At 61.5% G+C, this 22,360-nt stretch carries 15 protein-coding genes; 11 read left to right on the top strand and 4 right to left on the bottom strand.

Features of this window, described 5'->3' with window-relative positions; all coding sequences use genetic code 11:
* Nucleotides 1-196 precede the first annotated feature (196 nt).
* Nucleotides 197-1,429: a pyridoxal phosphate-dependent aminotransferase gene (locus GM655_RS04685; RefSeq protein WP_155433421.1), complete on the top strand. Its 1,233-nt coding sequence runs from the start codon at nucleotides 197-199 to the stop codon at nucleotides 1,427-1,429.
* A 34-nt stretch (nucleotides 1,430-1,463) separates the two neighbouring features.
* Nucleotides 1,464-2,786 (top strand): homoserine dehydrogenase, encoded by a 1,323-nt coding sequence (locus GM655_RS04690; RefSeq protein WP_155433422.1) that lies wholly within the window; start codon nucleotides 1,464-1,466, stop codon nucleotides 2,784-2,786.
* A gap of 70 nt (nucleotides 2,787-2,856) precedes the next feature.
* On the opposite strand, the gene GM655_RS04695 is transcribed toward GM655_RS04690, so the two are convergent.
* The 3 genes from GM655_RS04695 to GM655_RS04705 form a co-directional block, all read right to left on the bottom strand.
* The gene (locus GM655_RS04695; RefSeq protein ID WP_155433423.1) at nucleotides 2,857-3,195 is read right to left on the bottom strand and encodes a ribonuclease E inhibitor RraB; all 339 of its coding nucleotides are present in this window, start codon (nucleotides 3,193-3,195) and stop codon (nucleotides 2,857-2,859) included.
* Between the two features lie 64 nt (nucleotides 3,196-3,259).
* Nucleotides 3,260-4,765, bottom strand: coding sequence for a sensor histidine kinase (locus GM655_RS04700; protein WP_155433424.1), 1,506 nt, complete (start codon nucleotides 4,763-4,765; stop codon nucleotides 3,260-3,262).
* Nucleotides 4,766-4,774: 9 nt separating this feature from the next.
* Entirely contained in the window at nucleotides 4,775-5,467 is a 693-nt protein-coding gene (locus tag GM655_RS04705) for a response regulator (RefSeq protein WP_155433425.1), read from the bottom strand.
* A gap of 220 nt (nucleotides 5,468-5,687) precedes the next feature.
* Here GM655_RS04705 and GM655_RS04710 point away from each other — a divergent pair, with 220 nt between their 5' ends.
* The 6 genes from GM655_RS04710 (at nucleotide 5,688) to GM655_RS04735 (ending at nucleotide 14,043) form a co-directional block, all read left to right on the top strand.
* Nucleotides 5,688-6,746, top strand: coding sequence for a porin (locus tag GM655_RS04710; protein WP_155433426.1), 1,059 nt, complete (start codon nucleotides 5,688-5,690; stop codon nucleotides 6,744-6,746).
* An 88-nt stretch (nucleotides 6,747-6,834) separates the two neighbouring features.
* On the top strand, nucleotides 6,835-7,806 hold the full coding sequence (locus GM655_RS04715) for a Bug family tripartite tricarboxylate transporter substrate binding protein (protein ID WP_155433427.1): 972 nt from the start codon (nucleotides 6,835-6,837) through the stop codon (nucleotides 7,804-7,806).
* Nucleotides 7,807-7,836: 30 nt separating this feature from the next.
* The gene (locus GM655_RS04720) at nucleotides 7,837-8,925 is read left to right on the top strand and encodes an ABC transporter substrate-binding protein (RefSeq protein ID WP_155433428.1); all 1,089 of its coding nucleotides are present in this window, start codon (nucleotides 7,837-7,839) and stop codon (nucleotides 8,923-8,925) included.
* Nucleotides 8,926-9,051: 126 nt separating this feature from the next.
* Complete coding sequence (locus GM655_RS04725) at nucleotides 9,052-10,827, top strand: ABC transporter permease (protein ID WP_155433429.1); 1,776 nt, start codon at nucleotides 9,052-9,054, stop codon at nucleotides 10,825-10,827.
* A 53-nt stretch (nucleotides 10,828-10,880) separates the two neighbouring features.
* On the top strand, nucleotides 10,881-11,951 hold the full coding sequence (locus GM655_RS04730; RefSeq protein ID WP_155433430.1) for an ABC transporter ATP-binding protein: 1,071 nt from the start codon (nucleotides 10,881-10,883) through the stop codon (nucleotides 11,949-11,951).
* Nucleotides 11,952-12,138: 187 nt separating this feature from the next.
* Nucleotides 12,139-14,043, top strand: coding sequence for an MFS transporter (locus GM655_RS04735; protein WP_155433431.1), 1,905 nt, complete (start codon nucleotides 12,139-12,141; stop codon nucleotides 14,041-14,043).
* Between the two features lie 67 nt (nucleotides 14,044-14,110).
* On the opposite strand, the gene GM655_RS04740 is transcribed toward GM655_RS04735, so the two are convergent.
* Nucleotides 14,111-16,258 (bottom strand): diguanylate cyclase domain-containing protein, encoded by a 2,148-nt coding sequence (locus GM655_RS04740; RefSeq protein WP_155433432.1) that lies wholly within the window; start codon nucleotides 16,256-16,258, stop codon nucleotides 14,111-14,113.
* 208 nt (nucleotides 16,259-16,466) lie between these two features.
* Here GM655_RS04740 and GM655_RS04745 point away from each other — a divergent pair, with 208 nt between their 5' ends.
* From GM655_RS04745 to GM655_RS04755, 3 genes are read left to right on the top strand one after another with little or no spacing between them, the layout of a single operon-like run.
* The gene (locus GM655_RS04745) at nucleotides 16,467-17,669 is read left to right on the top strand and encodes an efflux RND transporter periplasmic adaptor subunit (protein ID WP_155433433.1); all 1,203 of its coding nucleotides are present in this window, start codon (nucleotides 16,467-16,469) and stop codon (nucleotides 17,667-17,669) included.
* 12 nt (nucleotides 17,670-17,681) lie between these two features.
* A complete protein-coding gene (locus GM655_RS04750) occupies nucleotides 17,682-20,816 on the top strand; it encodes an efflux RND transporter permease subunit (RefSeq protein WP_155433434.1) in 3,135 nt (1,044 codons plus the stop codon).
* Between the two features lie 14 nt (nucleotides 20,817-20,830).
* On the top strand, nucleotides 20,831-22,267 hold the full coding sequence (locus tag GM655_RS04755; protein WP_155433435.1) for an efflux transporter outer membrane subunit: 1,437 nt from the start codon (nucleotides 20,831-20,833) through the stop codon (nucleotides 22,265-22,267).
* The last annotated feature ends 93 nt before the right edge of the window (nucleotides 22,268-22,360 follow it).

Genomic DNA, 22,360 nt, shown 5'->3' on the forward strand with positions numbered 1-22,360 from the left:
ATCAACAGATTCAACAGATGGGCGGTTTTAATCGTCAAAAGAAGCGTCATTGTAGCGTTTTTCCGTGCACTTCCAGTCTGAAAGGTTGATTAAATGGGATGCTTTCGGCAGAATGGGTCTTTTCGCATTGCAGCACGGGCCGGCGGGCGTTTTTAGCAGGCCACAGCGGTTTGCTTCACCAGAACAGGATTTTATTTTGCGACCTATTCAAAAATCCAACAAATTAGCGGAAGTTTGCTACGAAATCCGCGGTCCAGTGCCGGAAAAAGCCCGGCAGATGGAAGAAGAGGGCCATAAGATTACGAAGTTGAATATTGGCAACTTGGCCGTATTCGGTTTCGATCCGCCCGACGAGATCGTGCGGGACATGAAAATCAACCTGCCCGACGCGGCCGGTTACACGGATTCCAAGGGCATGTTTGCCCCGCGCAAGGCGGTGGTGCACTACAGCCAGCAGAAAAACATCCGTGGCGTGACCATCGACGACGTGTATCTGGGCAATGGCGCCTCCGAGCTGATCGTGATGGCCATGAATGCTCTGCTCAACAACGGCGACGAAGTGCTGGTACCGGCGCCCGACTATCCGCTGTGGACGGCGGCCGTCAGCCTGTCTGGCGGCAAGCCGGTGCACTACATCTGCGACGAGCAGCAGGAATGGTATCCCGACATCGAGGATATGCGCAGCAAGATCACGCCGAACACGCGCGCCATCGTCGTCATTAACCCCAACAACCCGACCGGTGCGCTGTATCCGGTGGAACTGCTCGAGCAGATCATCCAGTTGGCGCGCGAGCACGAGCTGATCATCTACGCCGACGAGATCTACGACAAGGTGCTGTACGACGGCGCCCAGCACGTCTCGATCGCCTCGCTGGCCGACGACGTGCTGTTCGTGACCTTCAACGGTCTGTCGAAAAACTACCGCGCCTGCGGCTATCGCTCGGGCTGGATGATCGTGTCGGGCGAGAAGAGCCATGCCAAGGACTATATCGAAGGCCTGAATATGCTGGCTTCGATGCGCCTGTGCGCCAACGCGCCGGGCCAGTTTGCCATCCAGACGGCACTGGGCGGTTACCAGTCGATCGACGATCTGGTGGGGCCGGGCGGGCGTCTGCTCAAGCAGCGCGATCTGGCCTATAAGCTGCTGACCGATATTCCGGGCGTCACCTGCGTCAAGCCCAAGGCAGCGCTGTATATGTTCCCGCGCCTCGATCCCAAGATCTACCCGATCGAGGACGACCAGCAGTTCGCCTACGAGCTGCTGGCGGAAACCAAGGTGCTGATCGTGCAGGGCAGCGGCTTTAACTGGATCGCCCCGGATCACTTCCGCGTGGTATTCCTGCCCAATACCGACGATATGACGGAAGCTTTCGGCCGTATCGCCAAGTTCATGGAAAGCTACCGCAAGCGTCACGGCAGCAGCTTCTAATTATCCAGACCAGATCATCAGAGAAACGGTTTATATGAAATCCATCAAAGTAGGTTTGCTCGGCGTCGGCAACGTCGGTTCCGGTACCTTCAATGTACTGCAGCGCAATCAGGAAGAAATCCGCCGCCGTGCCGGCCGTGGCATTGAAGTGGTGGCCGTATCGGCCCGTAATCTGGAACGCGCCAAGGAGCGCACTGGCGGCAAGGTCAAAGTGGTGGCCGACCCGTTCGACATCGTCAATGATCCGGAAATCGATATCGTCGTTGAACTGATCGGTGGTTACGATCAGGCCAAGGCACTGGTGCTGCAGGCGATCGCCAATGGCAAGCACGTGGTCACTGCCAACAAGGCCCTGCTGGCCGTGTATGGCAACGAGATTTTTGCAGCAGCACAGGCCAAGGGCGTGATGGTGGCGTTCGAAGCGGCAGTCGCTGGCGGCATCCCCATCATCAAGGCGCTGCGCGAAGGCCTGACGGCCAACCGCATCGAATGGCTGGCCGGTATCATCAACGGTACCACCAACTTCATCCTGTCCGAAATGCGTGACAAGGGGCTGGATTTCGCCACCGTGCTGAAACAGGCGCAGGAACTCGGCTATGCCGAAGCCGATCCGACCTTCGACATCGAAGGCGTGGATGCGGCGCACAAGGCCACCATCATGTCGGCCATCGCCTTCGGCATTCCCGTGCAGTTCGATAAAGCCTATGTGGAAGGCATCTCCAAGCTGAATGCCATCGATATCCGCTACGCCGAACAGCTGGGCTACCGCATCAAACTGCTGGGCATCGCCAAGCGCGCCAAGGTCAATGGCGTGGAAGGTGTGGAGCTGCGCGTGCACCCGACCCTGATCCCGGCCAAGCGCCTGATCGCCAATGTGGAAGGGGCCATGAACGCCGTGCTGGTGCAGGGCGACGCCGTGGGCGCGACGCTGTACTACGGTAAAGGTGCGGGTTCCGAGCCGACTGCTTCGGCCGTGATCGCCGATCTGGTCGATATCACCCGTCTGGCCACGGCCGATGCCGAGCACCGCGTGCCGCATCTGGCCTTCCAGCCGAACGAGCTGACCAACATCGAGATTCTGCCGATGGCGGAAATCACCACCAGCTACTACCTGCGCATGAATGTGAGCGACCAGCCGGGCGTGCTGGCCGACCTGACCCGCATTCTGGCTGATGCGACGATTTCGATCGATGCCATGATGCAGAAGGAACCGGCGGACGGCGAAACCCGTACCGACATCATCTTCCTGACCCACCAGACGCAGGAAAAGAATGTGCTGGCAGCGATCGCCAAGATCGAAGGCCTGGCCACCGTGTGCGGCAGCGTGACCAAGATACGTCTGGAAAACCTGGCCTGATCTGATCAGACCAGCTTCCCCGGCAGCCGGCATTGCTTTGCATGCCGGCTGTTTTATTTGCCGCGCCGCTTCAGGCGGGGCCGACGTCCATGCCGTCGTAGGCTTCCAGTTGCTGGGCTTCGGCAAAGCGGTAGAACTCCTGATTGCGTGCATGCAGGGTGTCGACCGTGTGCAGTTCCACTTTCTCTATATGCAGCCACCACAAGGCCGGCGTATCGGCTTCCGGTTTGGAATCGTAGATGCCCACCTGATGGTAGCCTTGCGCTTCGAGCAGCTTGCCGGCTGCTTCCAGCTTGGCCTTGTCCTGATCGGCAAAGAAATAGCCCCACAGTAGCGGCTTGTTCATATCCCACGGGGCGTTCTTTTTCATATCGGCGAACAGGCCGAGCATATCTTCTCTGGTAATCATCGGGAGCTTTCGGTTGCGTGTTGTGCAGCGAGGCTGGCTTGCGCTGATGCCTCAGGGGGCGATTTTACCCGAGCGCGCTGCCCGCTGCGGGAAAGCTGACCTGTACCTTGAGGCCGGGGGCTTGCGGCGTGCCTGGGCTGGCGTCGCTCAGGCTGATGCTGGCGCCATGCAGGGTGGCGATATCGCGCACGATGGCCAGCCCCAGACCGGCGCCGCCCGGGTTGCGCTCCAGCGTGGCGCTGGCGCGATAGAACGGCGCGAACACGCGTTCCCGTTCGCTGGCCGGTATGCCCTGGCCGCTGTCTTCCACTTCCAGCAGCACCTGCTGCGCCGTACTGCGCACGCGCAGCGTGACGCTGCCGCCGGCCGGCGTGTAGCGCAGCGCATTGTCGGTCAGGTTGGCGATCAGTTCATGCAGCAGAAAAGCCTGCCCTTCGATCACGCATTCGGTTTCCGCTTCCAGCGCCAGATCGATCTGCTTGGCCACGGCCGCCATGGCCAGTTCCAGCCCGACCTGACGGGCGATGTCGCGCAGGTCCACCCGCTCGTTGGTATTGCTGCTCCCTTCCAGATCGCCGCCATGTTCGATGCGCGCCAGTGTCAGCAAACGGTTGGCCAGATTGATGGTGGAGTCGGTGGTGGCGGCGATGCTGTGCACAATATCGCGCAGCGTGGCACGTAGCTGTTCGGCATCGCTGCCGGGCCGGTCGCAGGCGCGCAGGGCCAGCTCGGCCTGCGTCTTGAGTACGGTGAGCGGGGTGCGTAGCTGGTGCGAAGCGTCGGCAATGAAGCGGCGCTGGCTGCTGATCAGTATCTGCAGGCGCGCACGCGAGCTGTTCATGGCCGCCACCAGCGGGCGCACTTCGCGGTGCACCAGTGCCGGGTCCACGTCCGAGCTGTCGTTGAGCGAGCGGGTTTCCACCACCAGTTTCAAACGCATCAACGGCTGCAGCACCAGCCGCACGGCGAACCACACCAGCAGGGCCAGTGCCAGCAGCAGCAAGGCCTGCCATGCCAGTGTATCGAACAGGATCTGGTTGGACAGGCCGCGCCGCGCTTCCAGCGTTTCGCCCACCTGTATCAGGGCGATGCCGCGCATGGAATCGTCATACACGGGCTGCAGCAGGGCGGCGATACGTACGGGCTGGCCGTTGTAATTGGCGTGGTAGAAGCGCACCAGCGCCGGATAGGTTTCAGAGCGAGGCACGTTGGCCGGCACGGGCGGCAGGTCGCCATAGCCGGATACGGTTTCGCCATTGATGCCGGTGACCTTGTAGTAGATCCGCCCCAGCGTGTCGGTTTCGAAGCTGTCCAGCGCTACGTAGGGGACGTCCGCCACCACCTTGCCGTCGACGATGGACACGCGTTCGGCCAGCGCGCGCGTCGAGGCCAGCAGCGAACGGTCATAGGCCACGTCGGCCGCATCGAGCGCATTGCGGTAGACCGAATAGGTATTCAGCGCCACCAGCAGCAGCAAGGGCCCCAGCAGCCAGCGCAGCAGCTGGCCGCGCAGGCTGCCCTGACGGGCTTCCGGGCCGAAGCGGCGCGCGAGTCTGGCCAGTAGCGGCATGCGGTGGTCCTAGCTGGCCGGGCGCGGCTGCAGCAGATAGCCTATGCCACGCAGCGTGGTAATGACGGCAGCGTCGGGAATGGCGATGTCGAGCTTCTTGCGCACGCGGTGGATGTACAGTTCGATGGCATCGAGATTGGCGTCATCGGCCAGCGCGAACACTTCGTCGAACAGCTTTTCTTTCGATACGGCGCGGCCCGATCGGGTAATCAGGGTTTCCAGTACGGCGTGTTCGCGCGGCGTCAGTGCCAGCGCATTGCCGCCGTAGCTGAACATGCGCGTCACCGTATCGAAACTCAGCGCGCCACAGTGGTGTACCAGCGCTTCATTGCCTACGCTGCGGCGGAGCAGGGCTTTCACGCGCGCTTCCAGTTCGGCCAGCTCGAACGGTTTGGCCAGATAGTCGTCGGCGCCCAGATTCAGGCCCTGCACGCGGTCTTCCAGTCCGCCCCGTGCCGTCAGTATCAGTACCGGCGTCTGGCCGCGCGGTGCCGGCCGGGCGCGCAGGCGGCGCAGCACATCCAGTCCGTCCATGCGCGGCAGGGTCAGATCGAGGATCACCAGCGCGTAGTCCTGGGTATGCAGCAGGGCGTCCGCATCGGCGCCGTTATCGGCGCACTCCACCGTCAGGTTGGCCTCGCGCAGGGCTTTGGCCAGCCAGTGGGATAGCTCGGTGTGGTCTTCAACTAACAGTATACGCATGTCTTTTCGCTAATTTCTGGCCCTCTTGTTGCGTACAAAAGGGAATCGGTTCAGTGTATGGACATGCATGATGGTCGCGCGCGGGGCAAAAGGGAAGCGCGGGCCGGTTTTGTGGCAGCCAGGCGACACTGAAAGGGAATTGAAAGCTAAGGACTCCTATAGTGGGAAGCCTGATCGCATATCAGGCATCACTGATAACTATATCTTCTGGGAGACTCGAATGAAAAAATCCGCTTTGACTCTGGCCGTTCTGGCCCTCGCAGCAGGCGCCGCACAGGCGCAATCGAATGTGCAGGTATATGGTCTGCTGGACGTGGGCATGGAAACCGCCAATAACAAATCGGCAACGGGCGGCAGCCAGACCAGCGTGATTTCCGGTGGTATGAATACCTCGCGCTGGGGTCTGCGTGGTTCGGAAGATCTGGGTGGCGGCCTGAAAGCCGTGTTCAACCTCGAAGGCGGCATCCTGATGGACACCGGCAATATGGACGGCGTGCTGTTCAAGCGTCAGGCCAATATCGGTCTGGAAGGCAGCTTTGGCCGCGTGATCATCGGCCGTTCCTTCACCACCGTGTATGACACCGTGATCTCGTTCGACCCTATGGGCTTTGCGCCTTACTACTCGTGGGCCGCGGGCGGCTCGGCGACGGGTCCAAGCAAATACGGCTTCACCACCGCCTATGACAACATCATCAAATACAGCGGCTCGGTGGGCGATCTGAAAGTCGGCGCCAACTACGCTGCCGGCGAACAGGCTACCGGCGCACAGGATAGCGCCAAAGTGGGCTTCAGCGCCATTTACAAACTGGGCGACGTAAATCTGATGGGTACCTGGGAGCGCAACAACGGTAACACCGTGGCAGCCACCGGCAACCGCGACAAGAATACCGTCTGGCATATCGGCTTCAATTATGAAACCGGTCCTGTCAAAGTCTGGGGCGTAGTACGCGATTACAAACTGGTAGCAGGCAAAGCGCTGACGGCTGATGTCGCTGGCACCACGACCTGGGGCGGTGTGGCCTACAAGGCCGATGCTGCCACCACCCTGACCGCTGCGGTCTATCACATCAACGTGAAGAATGTCGCTGCCGGCAAGGATGCCGATCCGACCATGTACGTGGCGCGTTATCGCTACGCGCTGTCCAAGCGTACCGACGTGTTTGTGTCGGCCGCTTACGCCAAGTCGAAAAATGGCCAGCTGACCGGCATGTCGCGTGATGACGCCGGCTTCGGCACCAGCCAGCACGGTCTGGCGCTGGGCATGCAGCACCGCTTCTAAGCCGGTATAGCGACGGCGCCAGTTCCTCCGCTGGCGCCGTCGACTGAAAGCGCTTTGAAAGCTTTACCGTTCTAAGATTACACACACGATGATCAAAGTTTTGCTGGCTGTTGTGGCGGCCCTCTGGGTCAGCGTGACTGCGCAGGCAGCAGGTGCCGAGTGCATCGTGCCATCCAAACCGGGTGGCGCGATGGACCTGACCTGCAAGCTGGCGCGCAAAGGTCTGCAAGCTTTGCAGGGCAGCGCCAAAGCGCCGCCGGCCGATATGCACATCAGCTACCTGCCCGGTGGTATCGGTGCAGTAGCTTGGCATTCGCTGGTATCGCAGCGGCGCGCCGAGCCGAATACGCTGGTGGCTTTTTCGGGTGGTTCGCTGCTCAATCTGGCGCAGGGCAAATTCGGCAAGGTGAAAGCCTCCGATGTACGCTGGGTGGCGGCGCTAGGTGCCGATTACGGCATGATCGCCGTGCGGGCCGATTCGCCTTACCGCTCGCTGGGCGAATTGCTGGCCGCATTGAAAGCCCAGCCGCACAAGGTGCTGATCGGCGTATCGGGCACTATCGGCAGCCAGGACTGGCTGAAGATGGCGCTGATCGTCAAAGCCGCCGGCATCGATCCTAAAGTGCTGCGTTTCGTGGCGCTCGAGGGCGGCGGCGAAGCCTTCACTGCCATGCACGCCAATTATGTGCAGGTGGTGTCCGGCGATGCAAGCGAAGCAACGCTGTATGCGGGTAATGGCACGACACGGGTGCTGGCGGTGCTGTCCGAGCAGCGTCTGCCCGGTGTACTGGCCAGTGTGCCGACGGCGCGCGAGCAGGGCTACGACGTGGTGTGGCCTATCATCCGCGGCGTATGGATGGCGCCACAGGTGCCGGAAGCGGATTATCGTTTATGGGTTGCAGCGTTCGATCGTGTGATGGCAAGCCCCGGCTATGCCGCCATGCGTGACAGTGCCGGTCTGTTCCCCTTCGGGCTGACTGGCGATGCCCTGACCCGCTATGTAAGCAAGGCCGTAGAAGACTACGGCAAGCGTGCGACCGAACTCGGTCTGATGCGCTGAACACCAACTATTAAAACGACGGAGACCAAGATGAAGTTACATATGACTGTGGCCGCTGCATGCGCCACCCTGTTTGCCGGCGCCGCCATGGCGCAAGTGCCAGCCGGCTATCCGGCCGACTACCAGAAGATTATCGACGGCGCCAAGAAAGAGGGCAAGCTGGTGATCTACGGCGCGACAGACAGCAAGGCTACCCAGCCGCTGATCAAGGACTTCAATACCCTGTATCCCGGCATTACCGTCGAATACAACGATATGAATTCCACCGAAGTGTACAACCGCTTCATATCCGAAGTGGCTGCCGGCGGCAATACGGCCGACGTCATGTGGTCGTCCGCGATGGACCTGCAGATGCGCCTCGCTTCGGATGGCTATGCGCTCAAGTACAAATCGGTCGAATCGGCCAAGATTCCGGGCTGGGCCATCTGGGATGACCAGGCCTACGGCACCACCTTCGAGCCGGCTGCCATCGTCTACAACAAGCGTCTGCTCGATGCCAAGGAAGTCCCGCAGAACCATGCCGACTTCGCCAAGCTGATCGTGCAGCCCAAGTTCAAGGACAAGGTCACCACCTACGATATCGAAAAATCCGGTGTGGGCTTCATGTTCATGACCCAGGATGCGCGCGAGAACACCAAGTTCCTTGAGCTGGAAAACGCCTTCGGTGAAGCCAAGGTGCGCGTGCAGTCGTCCACCGGCACCATGATGGAGCGGATCTCGTCCGGTGAAAACCTGATCGGCTACAACGTGCTGGGCTCCTATGCACTGGTGCGCGCCAAGACCGATCCATCGATAGGTGTGGTGCTGCCCAAGGATTACACGCTGATCCTGTCGCGCGTCCAGTTCATCAACAAGGGCGCCAAGAACGTCAACGCGGCCAAGCTGTGGCTGGACTATCTGCTGTCGCAACGCGGCCAGACCATCATCGCCAACGATGCCAAGCTGTTCGCCATCCGCGAGGATGTAAAAGGCGAAACCACGTCGGCAGAGCTGATCAAGATGATAGGCAAGGACAAAGTCAAGCCGATTCCTGTCCATCCCATGGTGCTGCAATTCCTCGGGCCAGCCAAGCGCATGGCCTTCCTCAAGCAGTGGAAAGAAACCGCCGGCAAGAAGTAAGCGCCGCGATCCGTACGCCCGATATTAGGCGTCGACTTTAGACGTCGACTACGCTGACAGGCTAGCCAGCGCGCGCTCCCTTCCTGCGCGCTGGCCGATACATCCATCCGCTCACACGGACTCATTATGCAAACTCTGAACCTTACCGGCTCGGGCCGGCACAGTATTAACTGGCCGCGCGGGGTGGTGGTGACGCTCGCCGCTACCGCCATCTTCCTGCCGCTGCTTCTGATCTTTTATCAGAGCTTTTTGAATGCGCCTTTCTTCATGCCCGCCAAGGAGCTGGGACTGGACGCCTACCGTTTCATCTTCGAAGACCCCGATTTTTCGGTGGCCTTCAAGAACGCGCTGGCGCTGGCCGCCGGCCTGACGGCCATCGCCGTGCCGCTGGGCGGCATGCTGGCCTTCCTGATGATACGAACCGATCTGCCGGGCCGTGGCCTGATTACGCCGCTGCTGCTGGTGCCCATCTTCGTATCGCCCATGGTGATGGGCTTCGGCTACGTCGTGGCGATGGGGCCGGTGGGCTTCTACTCGCTGTGGGTGAAAGACCTGCTGGGCTTCATCCCGTGGAATATCTACTCCTTCACCAGCATCGTGGTGATCGCCGGTCTGACCCACGTGCCGCACGTGTATCTGTACGCCTCCTCGGCCCTGAAGAGCCTCGGTTCGGATGTGGAAGAAGCGGCCCGCGTCACGGGTGCCTCGCCGCTGCAGGTGATGTTCAATGTCTCGCTGCCCATGGTGACGCCGGCGCTGGCTTACGCGGCCGTGCTGGTGTTCTTCCTCGGCTTCGAGGTATTCGGTCTGGTGCTGGTGCTCGGCGATCCGGAAGGCCATCTGGTGCTGGCCACCTATCTGTACAAGCTGACCAACAAGCTCGGTACGCCGTCCTATCACCTGATGGCTGCGGTGGCCGTATGTCTGGTGGCCGTCACCATGCCGTTGGTGATGCTGCAGCGCTGGCTGCTGAAGTCGGCCAATAAATTCGTCTCCATCAAAGGCAAGGGCGCACGCAGCAAGCCTATGCCACTGGGGCGCTGGAAATGGCTGGCGTTTGCGCTGATCTTCGGCTGGCTGATGATCACCATTATCATGCCGCTGTCCGGCATTCTGCTGCGCTCCTTCGTGCAGTACTGGGGCGAGGGCGTACGTCTGGCCGATGTGTTGACGCTGCAGCACTTCCGTGAAATTCTCGACCAGCCGGCACTGATGCGCGGCATCCTGAACACGGTGCTGATCGGCGTGATTGGTGGCGCCTGCGCCGTCATCTGCTACTGCGCGATTGCGCTGGCCATGCACCGCAAGCCGGACGGCATTACCCGCTTCCTCGACTACAGCGTGCTGGTGCCGCGTGCTGTGCCGGGCCTGCTGGCCGGCCTGTCCTTCCTGTGGGTGTTCCTGTTCGTGCCGAGCTGGCTCGATGGTGTATTGAAAGGCATGGATAACGGCATGGCGATCTGGCTCAGCGAGAACGCGATTCCGCTGCTGCGCTCCTTGCGCTCCACCATCTTCGCCCTGTGGCTGGCCTACTCGGTGGTATGGCTGGCTTACGGCATGCGTCTGATTTCGACGGCGCTGCTGCAGGTAGGGCCGGAACTCGAAGAAGCGGCACGTGCCGTCGGTGCCAGCCGTGGTCAGGTCACGCGCGATGTGACGGTGCCGCTGGTGAAATACGGCCTGCTCGGTGCATGGCTGATGGTGTTCCTGATCTTCGAACGCGAATACTCGACCGGTGTGTATCTGCTCTCGCCCGGCACGGAAGTGATAGGCGCGTTGCTGGTATCGCTGTGGGCCACGGGGTCCACCGATCTGGTGGCCGCGCTTTCCTTCATCAATATTTCGCTGGTTGCGATCGGTCTGGGCGTGGCGCTGCGCTTTGGCGTGAAGTTACATAACTAGTTACATAACTAAGTACCTCACCAAGTTTAAAAAATATGAAACGAGACATCACCATGAATGAACTGACCGTCAACGATCTGCATCTGGACTATGGCTCAGGCGCCCATGTGAACCACATTCTGAAGGGTGTATCCATGCACCTGCAGAAGGGCGAAGTGGTAGCCCTGCTGGGGCCCTCCGGCAGCGGCAAGACCACGCTGCTGCGCGCCGTGGCCGGACTGGAAAGCCCCAAGGCGGGCACCATCGCCATCGGCGAACGTAATGTGTTTGATGGCAGCCGCGATTTCGAGCTGCCGGCCGAGCACCGCAATCTGGGGCTGGTGTTCCAGTCGTATGCGCTGTGGCCGCACAAGACCGTGTTCGACAACGTGGCTTACGGCCTCAAGCTGCGCAAGCTGGGCGCCAGTGAAATCAAGGACAAGGTCAACGACGTCCTCAAGAACCTCGGCCTCGGTCATCTGGGCGAACGCTTCCCGCACCAGTTGTCCGGTGGCCAGCAGCAGCGCGTGGCGATAGCCCGTGCGCTGGTGTACAACCCGCCCGTAATTCTGCTGGACGAGCCGCTGTCGAATCTGGATGCCAAACTGCGCGAAGAAGCGCGTGCCTTCCTGCGCGAACTGATCGTTCGTCTGGGACTGTCGGCCCTGATGGTGACGCACGATCAGGCCGAAGCGATGGCGATCTCCGACCGTATCCTGCTGCTCAATAACGGCAAGATCGAGCAGCAGGGCACGCCGCAAAGCATGTACGAAACGCCGGAAACGCTGTTCTGCGCCGAATTCATGGGCAGTAACAACCGCCTGCCGGCCAAGGTCACGGCACGCAGCGGCCAGCAGGTCACGCTGGCGCTGGGCGGCACCACGCTGCAGGCCACGGCGCGCGGTGCTGGCGCGGCGGAACCGGCCACCATCATCCGAGTGGAAGAGGTGAAGATCAGCGCTACGCCGGTGGAGAATGCCATCGAACTGCCGCTGCTGACCTGTATGTATCTGGGTGACCGCTTCGAATGCCTGTTCAAGAGCACGGACGGCAGCGACATCAGCGTGCGTGCCCATTCCAAATACAAGCTCGAAGCAGGGCAGTACTGGCTGCAGCTGCCAGCCGATAAGCTGTGGGTATTCTGATGCACTGAACTGCTGCGCACTGCTCCCGCTTTCCTTAGTAGCGGCGCACGGCGACTTGCCGCGCGCCGTTTTTTTTATGGGCGGCGAATTTTTGCGGTCGGCCGTTTAACGCAAACCGGGGCCGAAAGCTGAGGTTATAATCCGTTCAATCTTTCCGGTTACTCTATCTTGAACGGACCTGCCCAGCATGAGCCAGCCCAATCAGTTTTCCCTGTTGATGCAACGCCGTTTCGCGCCGTTTTTCTGGACCCAATTCCTGGGGGCGCTCAACGATAATCTGTTCAAGACGGCGCTGGTGGTCATCATCACTTACGATGCCCTGAGCTGGACCACGTTATCGCCCGCGCTGATTACCAACCTGATTCCGGGCCTGTTCATCCTGCCTTATGTGCTGTTCTCGGCCACGGCCGGGCAATTGGCTGAAAAATACGAGAAGGGCGCGCTGACCCGGCTGGTGAAGTGGCTGGAGCTGGGCATCATGTCGCTGGCCGCGCTGGGCTGGTTCACCCACACTTTATGGCTGCTGGTGCTGGGCGTGGTTGGCATGGGCGTGCATTCGACCCTGTTCGGCCCCGTCAAATATGCCTATCTGCCGCAGCAGCTACAGCCCGAGGAACTGATGGGCGGGAATGGCGTGACGGAGATGGGCACTTTCGTCGGCATTCTGCTCGGTGAGATATTCGGCGCGCTGCTGGTGGTGCAGCACCCCCATGGCATCGTTTATGAAGCGCTGGCTACGCTGGCCGTGGCGGCGCTGGGGCTGATCGCCAGCTATCGCATTCCGCACTCGCCCGCGCCGGTGCCGGAGCTGAAAGTGAGCTGGAATTTTATCGGCGAATCCGTGCGCAACATCGGCCATTCGCGCAAGAACCGCGTGGTGTTTCTGGCCATGCTGGGCAACTCGTGGTTCTGGTTCTATGGCGCGCTGGTGCTGGCCCAGTTCCCCGTGTTTGCCAAGGATAATCTGCATGGCGACCATAGCGTGTTCGTGCTGCTGCTGACGGTGTTTTCGCTCGGTGTCGGCTGCGGTTCGCTGCTGTGCGAACGCATGTCCGGCCGCAAAGTGGAAATCGGTCTGGTGCCGTTCGGTGCCATCGGCCTCACGCTGTTCGGTGCCGACTTGTATTTTGCCAGCCGCGGCATCAGCACCTTGCTGGCCCCGGCCGCGGCGGCGCAGTTCGATGCCATGGCCTTGCTGCATCAGCCGGGCGTGCTGCACATTCTGCTCGATGTGCTGCTGATAGGTTTGTTCGGCGGCTTCTACATCGTGCCGCTGTTCGCCTTGATCCAGACGCGCTGCGAACCATCGCACCTGTCGCGCACCATCGCCGGCATGAATATTCTGAATGCGCTGTTCATGGTGGCGGCGGCCGGACTGGCCATCGTGCTGCTGGGGCAGGGCTTCACCATACCCGAGCTATACCTCGTGACCGCGCTGCTGAACGCGCTGGTGGCGCTATACATCTTCTCGCTGGTGCCGGAATTCCTCATGCGCTTCCTGGCCTGGCTGCTGATCCAGACCGTGCACCGCGTGCGCAGCGTGGATGCGGAGCGCATTCCCGTCGATGGTGCTGCGGTGCTGGTGTGTAACCACGTGAGCTATGTCGACGCGATTGTGATCATGGCGGCCAGCCCGCGTCCCATCCGTTTCGTGATGGATCACCAGATTTTCAGAATGCCGTTGCTGGGCTGGGTGTTCCGCACTGCGCGCGCCATACCGATCGCGCCGGCCAAGGAAGATCCGTGGCTGATGGAGAAGGCTTTCGTCGATATCGCCCAGGCTTTGCACGAAGGTGATCTGGTGTGCATCTTCCCCGAGGGTCAGTTGACTCGTACGGGTGAACTCAATCCGTTCAAGAATGGCGTCAGCAAGATCGTTGAGCGCAGCAAGGTGCCGGTGATTCCTATGGCCTTGCGCGGCCTGTGGGGCCATCTGCTGAGCCGCAGCAGCGAGAACGTGTTCGAGCGGGCATTCCGCAGCGGCCTGCGTTCGCGGCTGGAGCTGGCCGTGGGCGAAGCCGTGGCGCCGCAGGATGTCACGCCCGAGCATTTGCAGCGGCTGGTGCTGGACCTGCGCGGCAACTGGAAATAAGCCCGCAATCGTGGTGAGCCTGCAGGTACTAGGTAGTACCTGCAGGCAGCAGGCCCGTGCTGCCGGCCTAGCGGCGCACGCGCAGTGGTTTGCCGAGCTGCTTGTCCTGATACATGGCGCGGTCCGCGCGGCCCAGCAGCATTTCGATATCGTGCGGATCGTCCGGATGGTGCACGGCGATACCGATGCTGGCGCTCAGCGTGACGCTGGTAGTTTTCAGCTTGAATGGCTGCAGCAGTGCAGGGCGCAGCTTGTCGGCCGTTTCCTGCGCGGCGCTATCGTCCTGCAGGTTTTCCAGTATCACCACAAATTCATCACCAGCCAGACGACCCACCGTATCGGTCTTACGCACATTCTCGTGCAAGCGCTGGGCAAACTGGCGCAGCAGCTCGTCGCCTTCTTCGTGGCCGTAGCGGTCGTTGATCTGCTTGAAGCGGTCCAGATCGACGAAGAACACGGCGCAGTTCTGGCGCAGTCGGTTGGCGCGCTGGATGGCATCATTCAGAGCCACCAGCAAGGCACGCCGGTTCGGCAGGCCGGTCAGGGTATCGCGCAGCGCCATCGCCTCCATCGAGGCAAACAGCGATTTACGTTCGCTGATATCGTGCAGGAAGGCGATGAACAGATGGCCCGAACTGCGCGGCACGTAGGCCAGTGCGACTTCTACCGTCAGCTCCTGTCCGGCGCGGTTGTGCAGCGTCAGTTCGATACGGCGGTTGAGCACCGTATCGCCGCCACTTTCCGCCAGTTGGCGCATATCGCGTTCATAGGCGCGGCGCAGCAGCGGCGGCAGCACCATGGCGGCCAGCGGCTGGCCTATGACTTCGGCGCGGCTCCAGCCCAGCAGCTTTTCCGCCTGACGGTTCCAGTCCAGCACCACGCCGCCGGGATCGAGCGCGATGAAGGCATCGTAGGCATTGTCGAGAATCGCGCGCAGTTCGGCGGCGCGTTCCTGCAGCAGCATCTGGGTGCTCTGTTCCTGTGCCAGCGCGCGTTCCAGCAGCATGGCCTTGCCGGCGATTTCACGCGTGCGCTGGGCCACGGTGGTTTCCAGCCGTTCGTTCAGATTGCGCAGCGAATCCAGATGGCTTTCTTCCTTGCGCACCAGTTCCGCCAGCGCCTGCGACAGCACCTGTCCTTCATGGAAGCTGTCGACCTGCGCGATGGGCGGTAGCGGCGCGCTGTGGTCCTGCGCAGCCAGCCGGTTTTCGATGTCGGCACTCAATGCGTTGAGGGGAGCGAGCAGGCGGCGCGCCATCAGCATGCTGATCAAGCCGGCCAGCACGGCCAGCAGGGCGCCCAGCAGCAGGATGGGGCGCTGCAGCTGCTCGGCACTGGCCAGTGCGATAGCTTCGGGCTGGCGCACCAGCACGGTCCAGCTCAGATTGCTGCGGTCTTCCGCATCGCCCGTCAGCGCATAGGCGGTGAGATAGGTTTTGCCATCGGCCCAGTTCTCGCGCACGCTGCCCGCCGTGCCACTCTGGGCCAGCGACAGGCTGGTGCTGCGGATCACCGTGTCTTCCATGCCCTGCGGGCCGAGGATGACCGTGCCGTCCGGCCGCAGGACAAAAATCTCCACGCCATTGAGCTGGGCGCCCGGCGGCAGCAGCGATTGCACCAGACGGCGCGCCCAGGTCCAGCTCATTTGCACGCACAGCACGGCGCGGAACTGGCCATCAGGGCCCGTGACTGGGCCGGCTACATCGACGAAGCGCCATGGGTCGGCACTGCCCGGCAGTTTTTTGCCCAGCAAGGTCGTGGGGTGGTAATCGCTCGCGTAGTAGCGGTCGTGGCCGTGGTTGAACCAGTTGCGCGTGCTGACGTCCTGTCCTTCCAGCGTGCCCTGAGTGGCTGCATACACTTTGCCGTCCGGATGGCCCAGACCTATCCATGCATAGTCGGGCGAGGATTTTTGCAGCGCTTCCAGTACCTTGCGGGCTTCGTCGGGCGAGCGGGGATTGCTGATCTGGGGGAGTTCGCGCACCAGCTTGATGTCGTTGATGGCGCTCAGGACGACGCGGTTGAGCGTGTCGCGCATTTGCCAGGACAGTTGCTGCAATCGCTCTCTGGCCTCGCGCTCGGATTTCTGGTGGGCGTTGTGGCTGACCAGTCCCAGCACGGCGAATACGGACAGCAGTACGGCAGCGACCAGACCGGTCGTGATCAGCGTTGTAAGGCGGGGCCGTCTGGCACGTGGGGGGAGCGGCGAAATCATGTACAGACGACCAGAATAATGACTGTCGGAAATAAATCATTGTAGCACCGGGCTGTGCGCGGAGCCCTGTCCTATGGGCAAATTCCTTGCTTGACGCCACTAATTCGCCACGTTCTAGATGGGTTTTTCAAAAAAATGTTGCTTGACTTAATTAGAATGATCGTTCATTCTAACGTCTGTGCTTATTTTTTACACAGAAAGAATTCATATGGAAGCTCGTTTCTGCCCCCCGAATCTGCGCACGACCAGCCTCGTCGCACTCATTTCAGCCAGCGCTGTGCTCAGCCTCAGCGCTTGCTCCCACTCCAGCTCCGAAGCACCTCATGCGCAGGTGGCGGAGGTGGGCGTTTTCAAGGTAGCGCCGGAAGCGCTACAGATCAGCACCGAACTGCCGGGCCGCACCAGCGCCTATCAGGTGGCCGAAGTGCGCCCGCAGGTTGGTGGGCTGGTCCGGAAACGTCTGTTTGTCGAAGGCGCCGATGTGCAGGCTGGCGCCGCGCTGTACCAGATCGATGCAGCCAGCTATCAGGCCGCCCACCAGTCGGCCAAGGCGGCACTGGCCAAGGCGCAGGCGAATCTGCTGAGCAGCGCTCCCAAGGCAGCGCGCTACAAGGAGCTGCTGGCCATCGAAGGCGTGAGCAAGCAGGATTACGACGATGCCGTGGCCGCGTACGAGCAGGCCAAGGCTGATGTGGCGGTGGCTACTGCTGCACTCGAAACGGCCAGCATCAACCTGCAGTACACCAAGGTGGAAGCGCCTATCAGTGGCCGTATCAGCCGTTCCAGCGTCACGGCCGGTGCGCTCGTGACGGCAGGACAGAGCACGGCGCTGGCCACCGTGCAGCAGCTCGACCCTATCTATGTGGATGTAACGCAGTCGAGCGAGGACTTGCTGCGCCTGAAGCGCGAACTCGAAAGCGGCAGCCTGAAACGCGGTGCACAGCAGGCCAGCGTGCATCTGCTGCTGTCGGACGGCAGCCGCTATGCGCAGGAAGGCAAGCTGCAGTTTTCCGATGTGACGGTGGACCCGGGTACGGGCAATGTGACGCTGCGCGCCATCTTCCCCAACCCGCGTCATGATCTGCTGCCCGGCATGTTCGTGCGCGCCGTGGTCGATGCTGGCGTCAACGAGCAGGCCATCGCCGTGCCGCAGCAGGGCGTGAGCCGCAACCAGAAAGGCGAGGCGACGGCGATGGTGCTGAACCCGCAGGGCAAGGTCGAGCAGCGCACGCTGGTGACAGGCGGGACGCGTGGCGATAAATGGCTGGTCAAGTCCGGCCTCAAGGCTGGCGATCTGGTGATCGTGGAAGGCTTGCAGAAAGTGCAGCCGGGCGCGCCAGCACAAGTAGCGAAACCGGCAGCAGCGACGGCGCAAGCGAGCAGCGTCGCCCAGCACGGCAACGCGCAATAAGGGAGGCAGCTTATGTCAAGATTTTTTATAGACCGGCCTATCTTTGCGTGGGTGGTCGCCATCGTCATCATGCTGGCGGGCGCGATAGCCATCACCGGCCTGCCGATAGCCCAATACCCTAGCATTGCGCCGCCATCGATTTCGATTACCGGTTCCTATCCGGGTGCTTCCGCCAAGACTGTGGAAGATGCGGTCACGCAGGTGATCGAACAGAAAATGAAGGGCATCGATGGCTTGCGCTATATGTCTTCGTCCAGCGATGGCACGGGCGGCATCAGCATCACGCTGACCTTCAAGAGCGGCACCAATCCCGATATCGCGCAGGTGCAGGTGCAGAACAAGCTGCAACTGGCCACGCCGCTGCTGCCGGCCATCGTTACCCAGCAGGGGCTGGTGGTGACCAAAGCCACCATGAACTTCCTGATGGTGCTGGGCTTCGTTTCGGAAGACGGCAAGATGACGCAGGCCGATCTGGGCGACTACGTGGCTTCCGATGTGATCGATAGCCTGAGCCGCGTCGAAGGCGTGGGCGATGTGACTTCGTTCGGTGCGCAGTATGCGATGCGGATCTGGCTCGATCCAGCCAAGCTGCATAGCTACCAATTGACGCCAGCCGAGGTTTCGGCGGCCATCCAGGCACAGAATGCCGAAGTCTCGGCTGGTGAACTGGGTGGTGCGCCTGCAGTGCCGGGGCAGCAACTGAATGCCACCGTGTCGGCCCAGAGCCGCCTGCAGACGCCCGAGCAGTTCGGTGCGATTCTGCTGAAGACGGCCAGCAGCGGGGCGACTGTGTATCTGCGCGATGTGGCGCGCATCGAACTCGGTAGCGAGAACTACAATGTGCTGGCGCGCTACAACGGCAAGCCGGCAACGGGTGTGGCCGTGAAGCTGGCCACGGGTGCCAATGCGCTCGATACGGCCAAAGCCGTGAAAGCCAAGATCGGCCAGATGGAAAAGCAGTTCCCTGTGGGGATGAAGGCCGTAGTAGCGTATGACACCACGCCGTTCGTCAAGCTGTCCATCGAAGAAGTGGTGAAGACGCTGGTGGAAGCGGTGCTGCTGGTCTTCCTCGTGATGTATCTGTTCCTGCAGAACTTCCGCGCCACGCTGATTCCGACCATGGCCGTGCCGGTGGTCCTGCTGGGTACTTTCGCCATCCTGTCCGCGTTCGGCTATTCGATCAATACGTTGACCATGTTCGCCATGGTGCTGGCCATCGGCCTGCTGGTGGACGATGCGATCGTGGTGGTGGAAAACGTCGAGCGCGTGATGACGGAAGAGGGCCTGTCGCCGTTGGAAGCCACGCGTAAATCCATGGGCCAGATCAGCGGCGCACTGGTAGGTATTGCGCTGGTGCTGTCGGCCGTGTTCGTGCCTATGGCTTTCTTCGGCGGTTCGACCGGCGTGATCTATCGCCAGTTCGCGATCACCATCGTCTCGGCCATGGTGCTGTCCGTGCTGGTGGCGATGGTGTTCACGCCTGCACTATGCGCCACCTTGCTCAAGCCGGTGGAAAAAGGCCACCATGCCAGCAATACCGGCTTCTTCGGCTGGTTTAACCGCAGCTTCGAGCGTGGCAGCAGCACTTATCAGGGCTGGGTCAGTGCGATCCTGAACCGTCAGGGCCGTACGCTGGTGCTGTATGGCGTGCTGCTGGCGGCCCTGGCTGCGCTGTTCATGCGCTTGCCGACGTCCTTCCTGCCGGAAGAAGATCAGGGCGTGCTGTTTGCCCAGATCCAGCTACCGACGGGTGCAACCCAGCAGCGCACGCTGAAGGTGATCGAACAGGTCGAGCAGCATTTCATGAACGAGGAAAAAGCGGCCGTCGATTCCGTGTTTGCCGTGGCAGGCTTCAGCTTCAGCGGCAATGGCCAGAATACCGGTATCGCCTTCGTGCGCATGAAGGACTGGTCGGAGCGCAAAGGCGCCGCCATGCGCGTGGATGCCATAGTTGGCCGTGCCATGGGCAGCTTCTCGCGCATCAAGGATGCGATGGTGTTTGCCTTTGCACCGCCGGCCGTGATCGAACTGGGGAATGCCAGCGGCTTCGATTTGCAATTGCAGGACCGCGGTGGTGTGGGCCATGAAGCACTGATGGCAGCACGTAACCAGATGCTGGGCATGGCGGCACAGAACCCGCTGCTGATGGCCGTACGCCCGAACGGGCAGGACGATACTCCGCAGTACAAGATCACCATTGATCAGCAGAAGGCTGCGGCACTGGGCCTGTCCATCGACGAGGTGAACAAGGTACTCAGCACGGCATGGGGTAGCGCCTACGTCAACGATTTCGTCGATCGTGGCCGCGTCAAGAAAGTGTATATGCAGGGTGCGGCCGAGTCGCGCATGGCGCCGGAAGATCTGGGTAAATGGTTTGCCCGCAATGCCAAAGGCGAGATGGTGCCATTCTCGGCCTTCGCCAGCGGCCAGTGGATCTACGCTTCGCCACGGCTGGAGCGCTACAACGGCATGCCATCCACCGAAATCCTCGGCATGCCGGCTCCGGGTCTGAGCTCCGGTGTGGCGATGGCGGAAATCGAAAAGATGGCGGCCAAGCTGCCACCCGGTATTGCCTACGAATGGACCGGCCTGTCGACGGAAGAACGTGATTCCGGTTCGCAGACCACCCAGTTGTATGCGCTGTCGCTGCTGATCGTGTTCCTCTGTCTGGCGGCACTGTATGAGAGCTGGTCGATTCCGTTCTCGGTGCTGCTGGTGGTGCCGCTGGGTGTGATCGGCGCCGTGCTGGCTACCTTTGTGTTCAAGCTGTCGAACGACGTGTACTTTCAGGTAGGCCTGCTGACGGTGATCGGTCTGGCGGCGAAGAATGCGATTCTGATCGTGGAGTTTGCCAAGGAGTTGCAGGAGCAGGGCGTGGCGCTGAAACAGGCGACGCTGCAGGCAGTGCGCCTGCGTCTGCGGCCGATTCTGATGACGTCGATCGCTTTCGGTCTGGGCGTGTTGCCACTGGCACTGGCCAGCGGCGCCGGTTCCGGTAGCCAGAATGCGATCGGTGTCGGGGTGCTGGGCGGTATGCTGTCGGCCACCTTCCTCGGCATCTTCTTTGTACCGCTGTTCTTTGTGCTGGTGCGCGGCTACTTCGCGCAGAAAAAAGCTGCGCCAGCCAGCGCTGTGGAGGCCAACTAATCATGAAAATGAGCATGCAAAAAACTCTGATCTCTGTGGCCGCGCTGGCGTTGCTGGCCGGTTGCAGTCTGGCACCCGTGCTACCGCAAGCCAGCAGCGGCGTGCATGCGGCATGGCCGCAAGGCGATGCCTACAAGGCGCTGCCGCAGGCTGCCAACGATGACCAGCCGGCATCGGAAATTCTGTGGCGCGACTATTTTGCCGATGCCAGCCTGCGCGAAGTGATTGCACTGGCACTCGCGAACAACCGTGATCTGCGCGTGTCGGCGCTGAATATCGACAAGGCCAAGGCCCAGTACAGCATAGACAGTGCGGCGCTGCTGCCCAAGCTGTCGGCCAATGTGGGTCAGACGGCCAGCCGTACGCCAGCAACCATGAGCGCCACCGGTGCGGCGCAGATCAACCGCCAGTACAGCGGCGGCCTGAGTATGGCGGCCTATGAACTGGACTTCTTCGGCAAGTTGCGCAATCTGTCGGAAGCGGGGCTGCAAAGCTATCTGGCGACGGAAGAAGCGCGCCGCGCCCAGCAGATTACGCTGGTGGCCGAAGTGGCCAATGCCTACCTGACATTGGGTGCCGATCAGCAGCGTCTGAAGCTGGCGAACGACACGCTGCAAAGCCAGCTACTTAGCTATCATCTGATACAGAAGCGCCAGGCCGGCGGCATCAGTTCCGGCGTCGATCTGTATGAAGCCCAGAGCAGTGTGGAAGCGGCCCGCAGCGATGTAGCGCTGTACACGGCGCAAGTGGCGCTCGATGTGAATGCATTGCGTCTGCTGGTGGGCGCCGAAGTGCCTGCGGCGCTGCTGCCGGCTGCTGCACTGCAGCTGAATTCCACGCTGGCGGCCATCCCCACCGGCTTGCCGTCGGACGTGCTGACCAGCCGCCCCGATGTGCAGGAAGCTGAGCGCGCGCTGCGGGCAGCAAATGCGAATATCGGTGTGGCCCGCGCGGCCTTCCTGCCCAGCATTTCTCTGACGGCCAGTGGCGGTAGCGCCAGCAGCAGCCTGAATGGCCTGTTCAAAGCCGGTTCGTCGACGTGGAGCTTCATCCCCCAGATTAATCTGCCGATTTTTGACGGGGGTGTGAACCGCGCGAATCTGAACATCGCCAAAGCCAACCGCGATATCTCGCTGGCCCAGTATGAAAAGGCCATCCAGTCGGCCTTGCGCGAAGTGTCCGATGCGCTGGCCCAGCGCGGTACGCTGGTGCAGCGCGTCGATGCGCAGACCGCGCTGGTGTCGGCGGCCGACAAGAGCTACCGCATCCACGATGCGCGCTACCGTCAGGGCAGCGAATCGCATCTGGCTGCGCTGGTAGCGCAGCGTGCGCTGTACGTGGCGCAGCAGGGGCTGATCGGCGCACAGTTGGAGCAGTCCAGCAACGCGGTGGCACTGTACAAGGTGCTTGGTGGCGGCTGGCAGCCGGAGAGCGCCAGCCCGCGCAGCTAATGTGCCGTGCGGGCGGGCAGGGCGGCGGTGTTGTTTGGCCGTCGCACTGCCGGCCCGCCAAATTGACAAATGCCGTATGCTTCGCCACAGTAC

Source organism: Pseudoduganella danionis (genome assembly GCF_009720775.1).
Taxonomy (GTDB): Bacteria; Pseudomonadota; Gammaproteobacteria; order Burkholderiales; family Burkholderiaceae_D; genus Rugamonas; species Rugamonas danionis.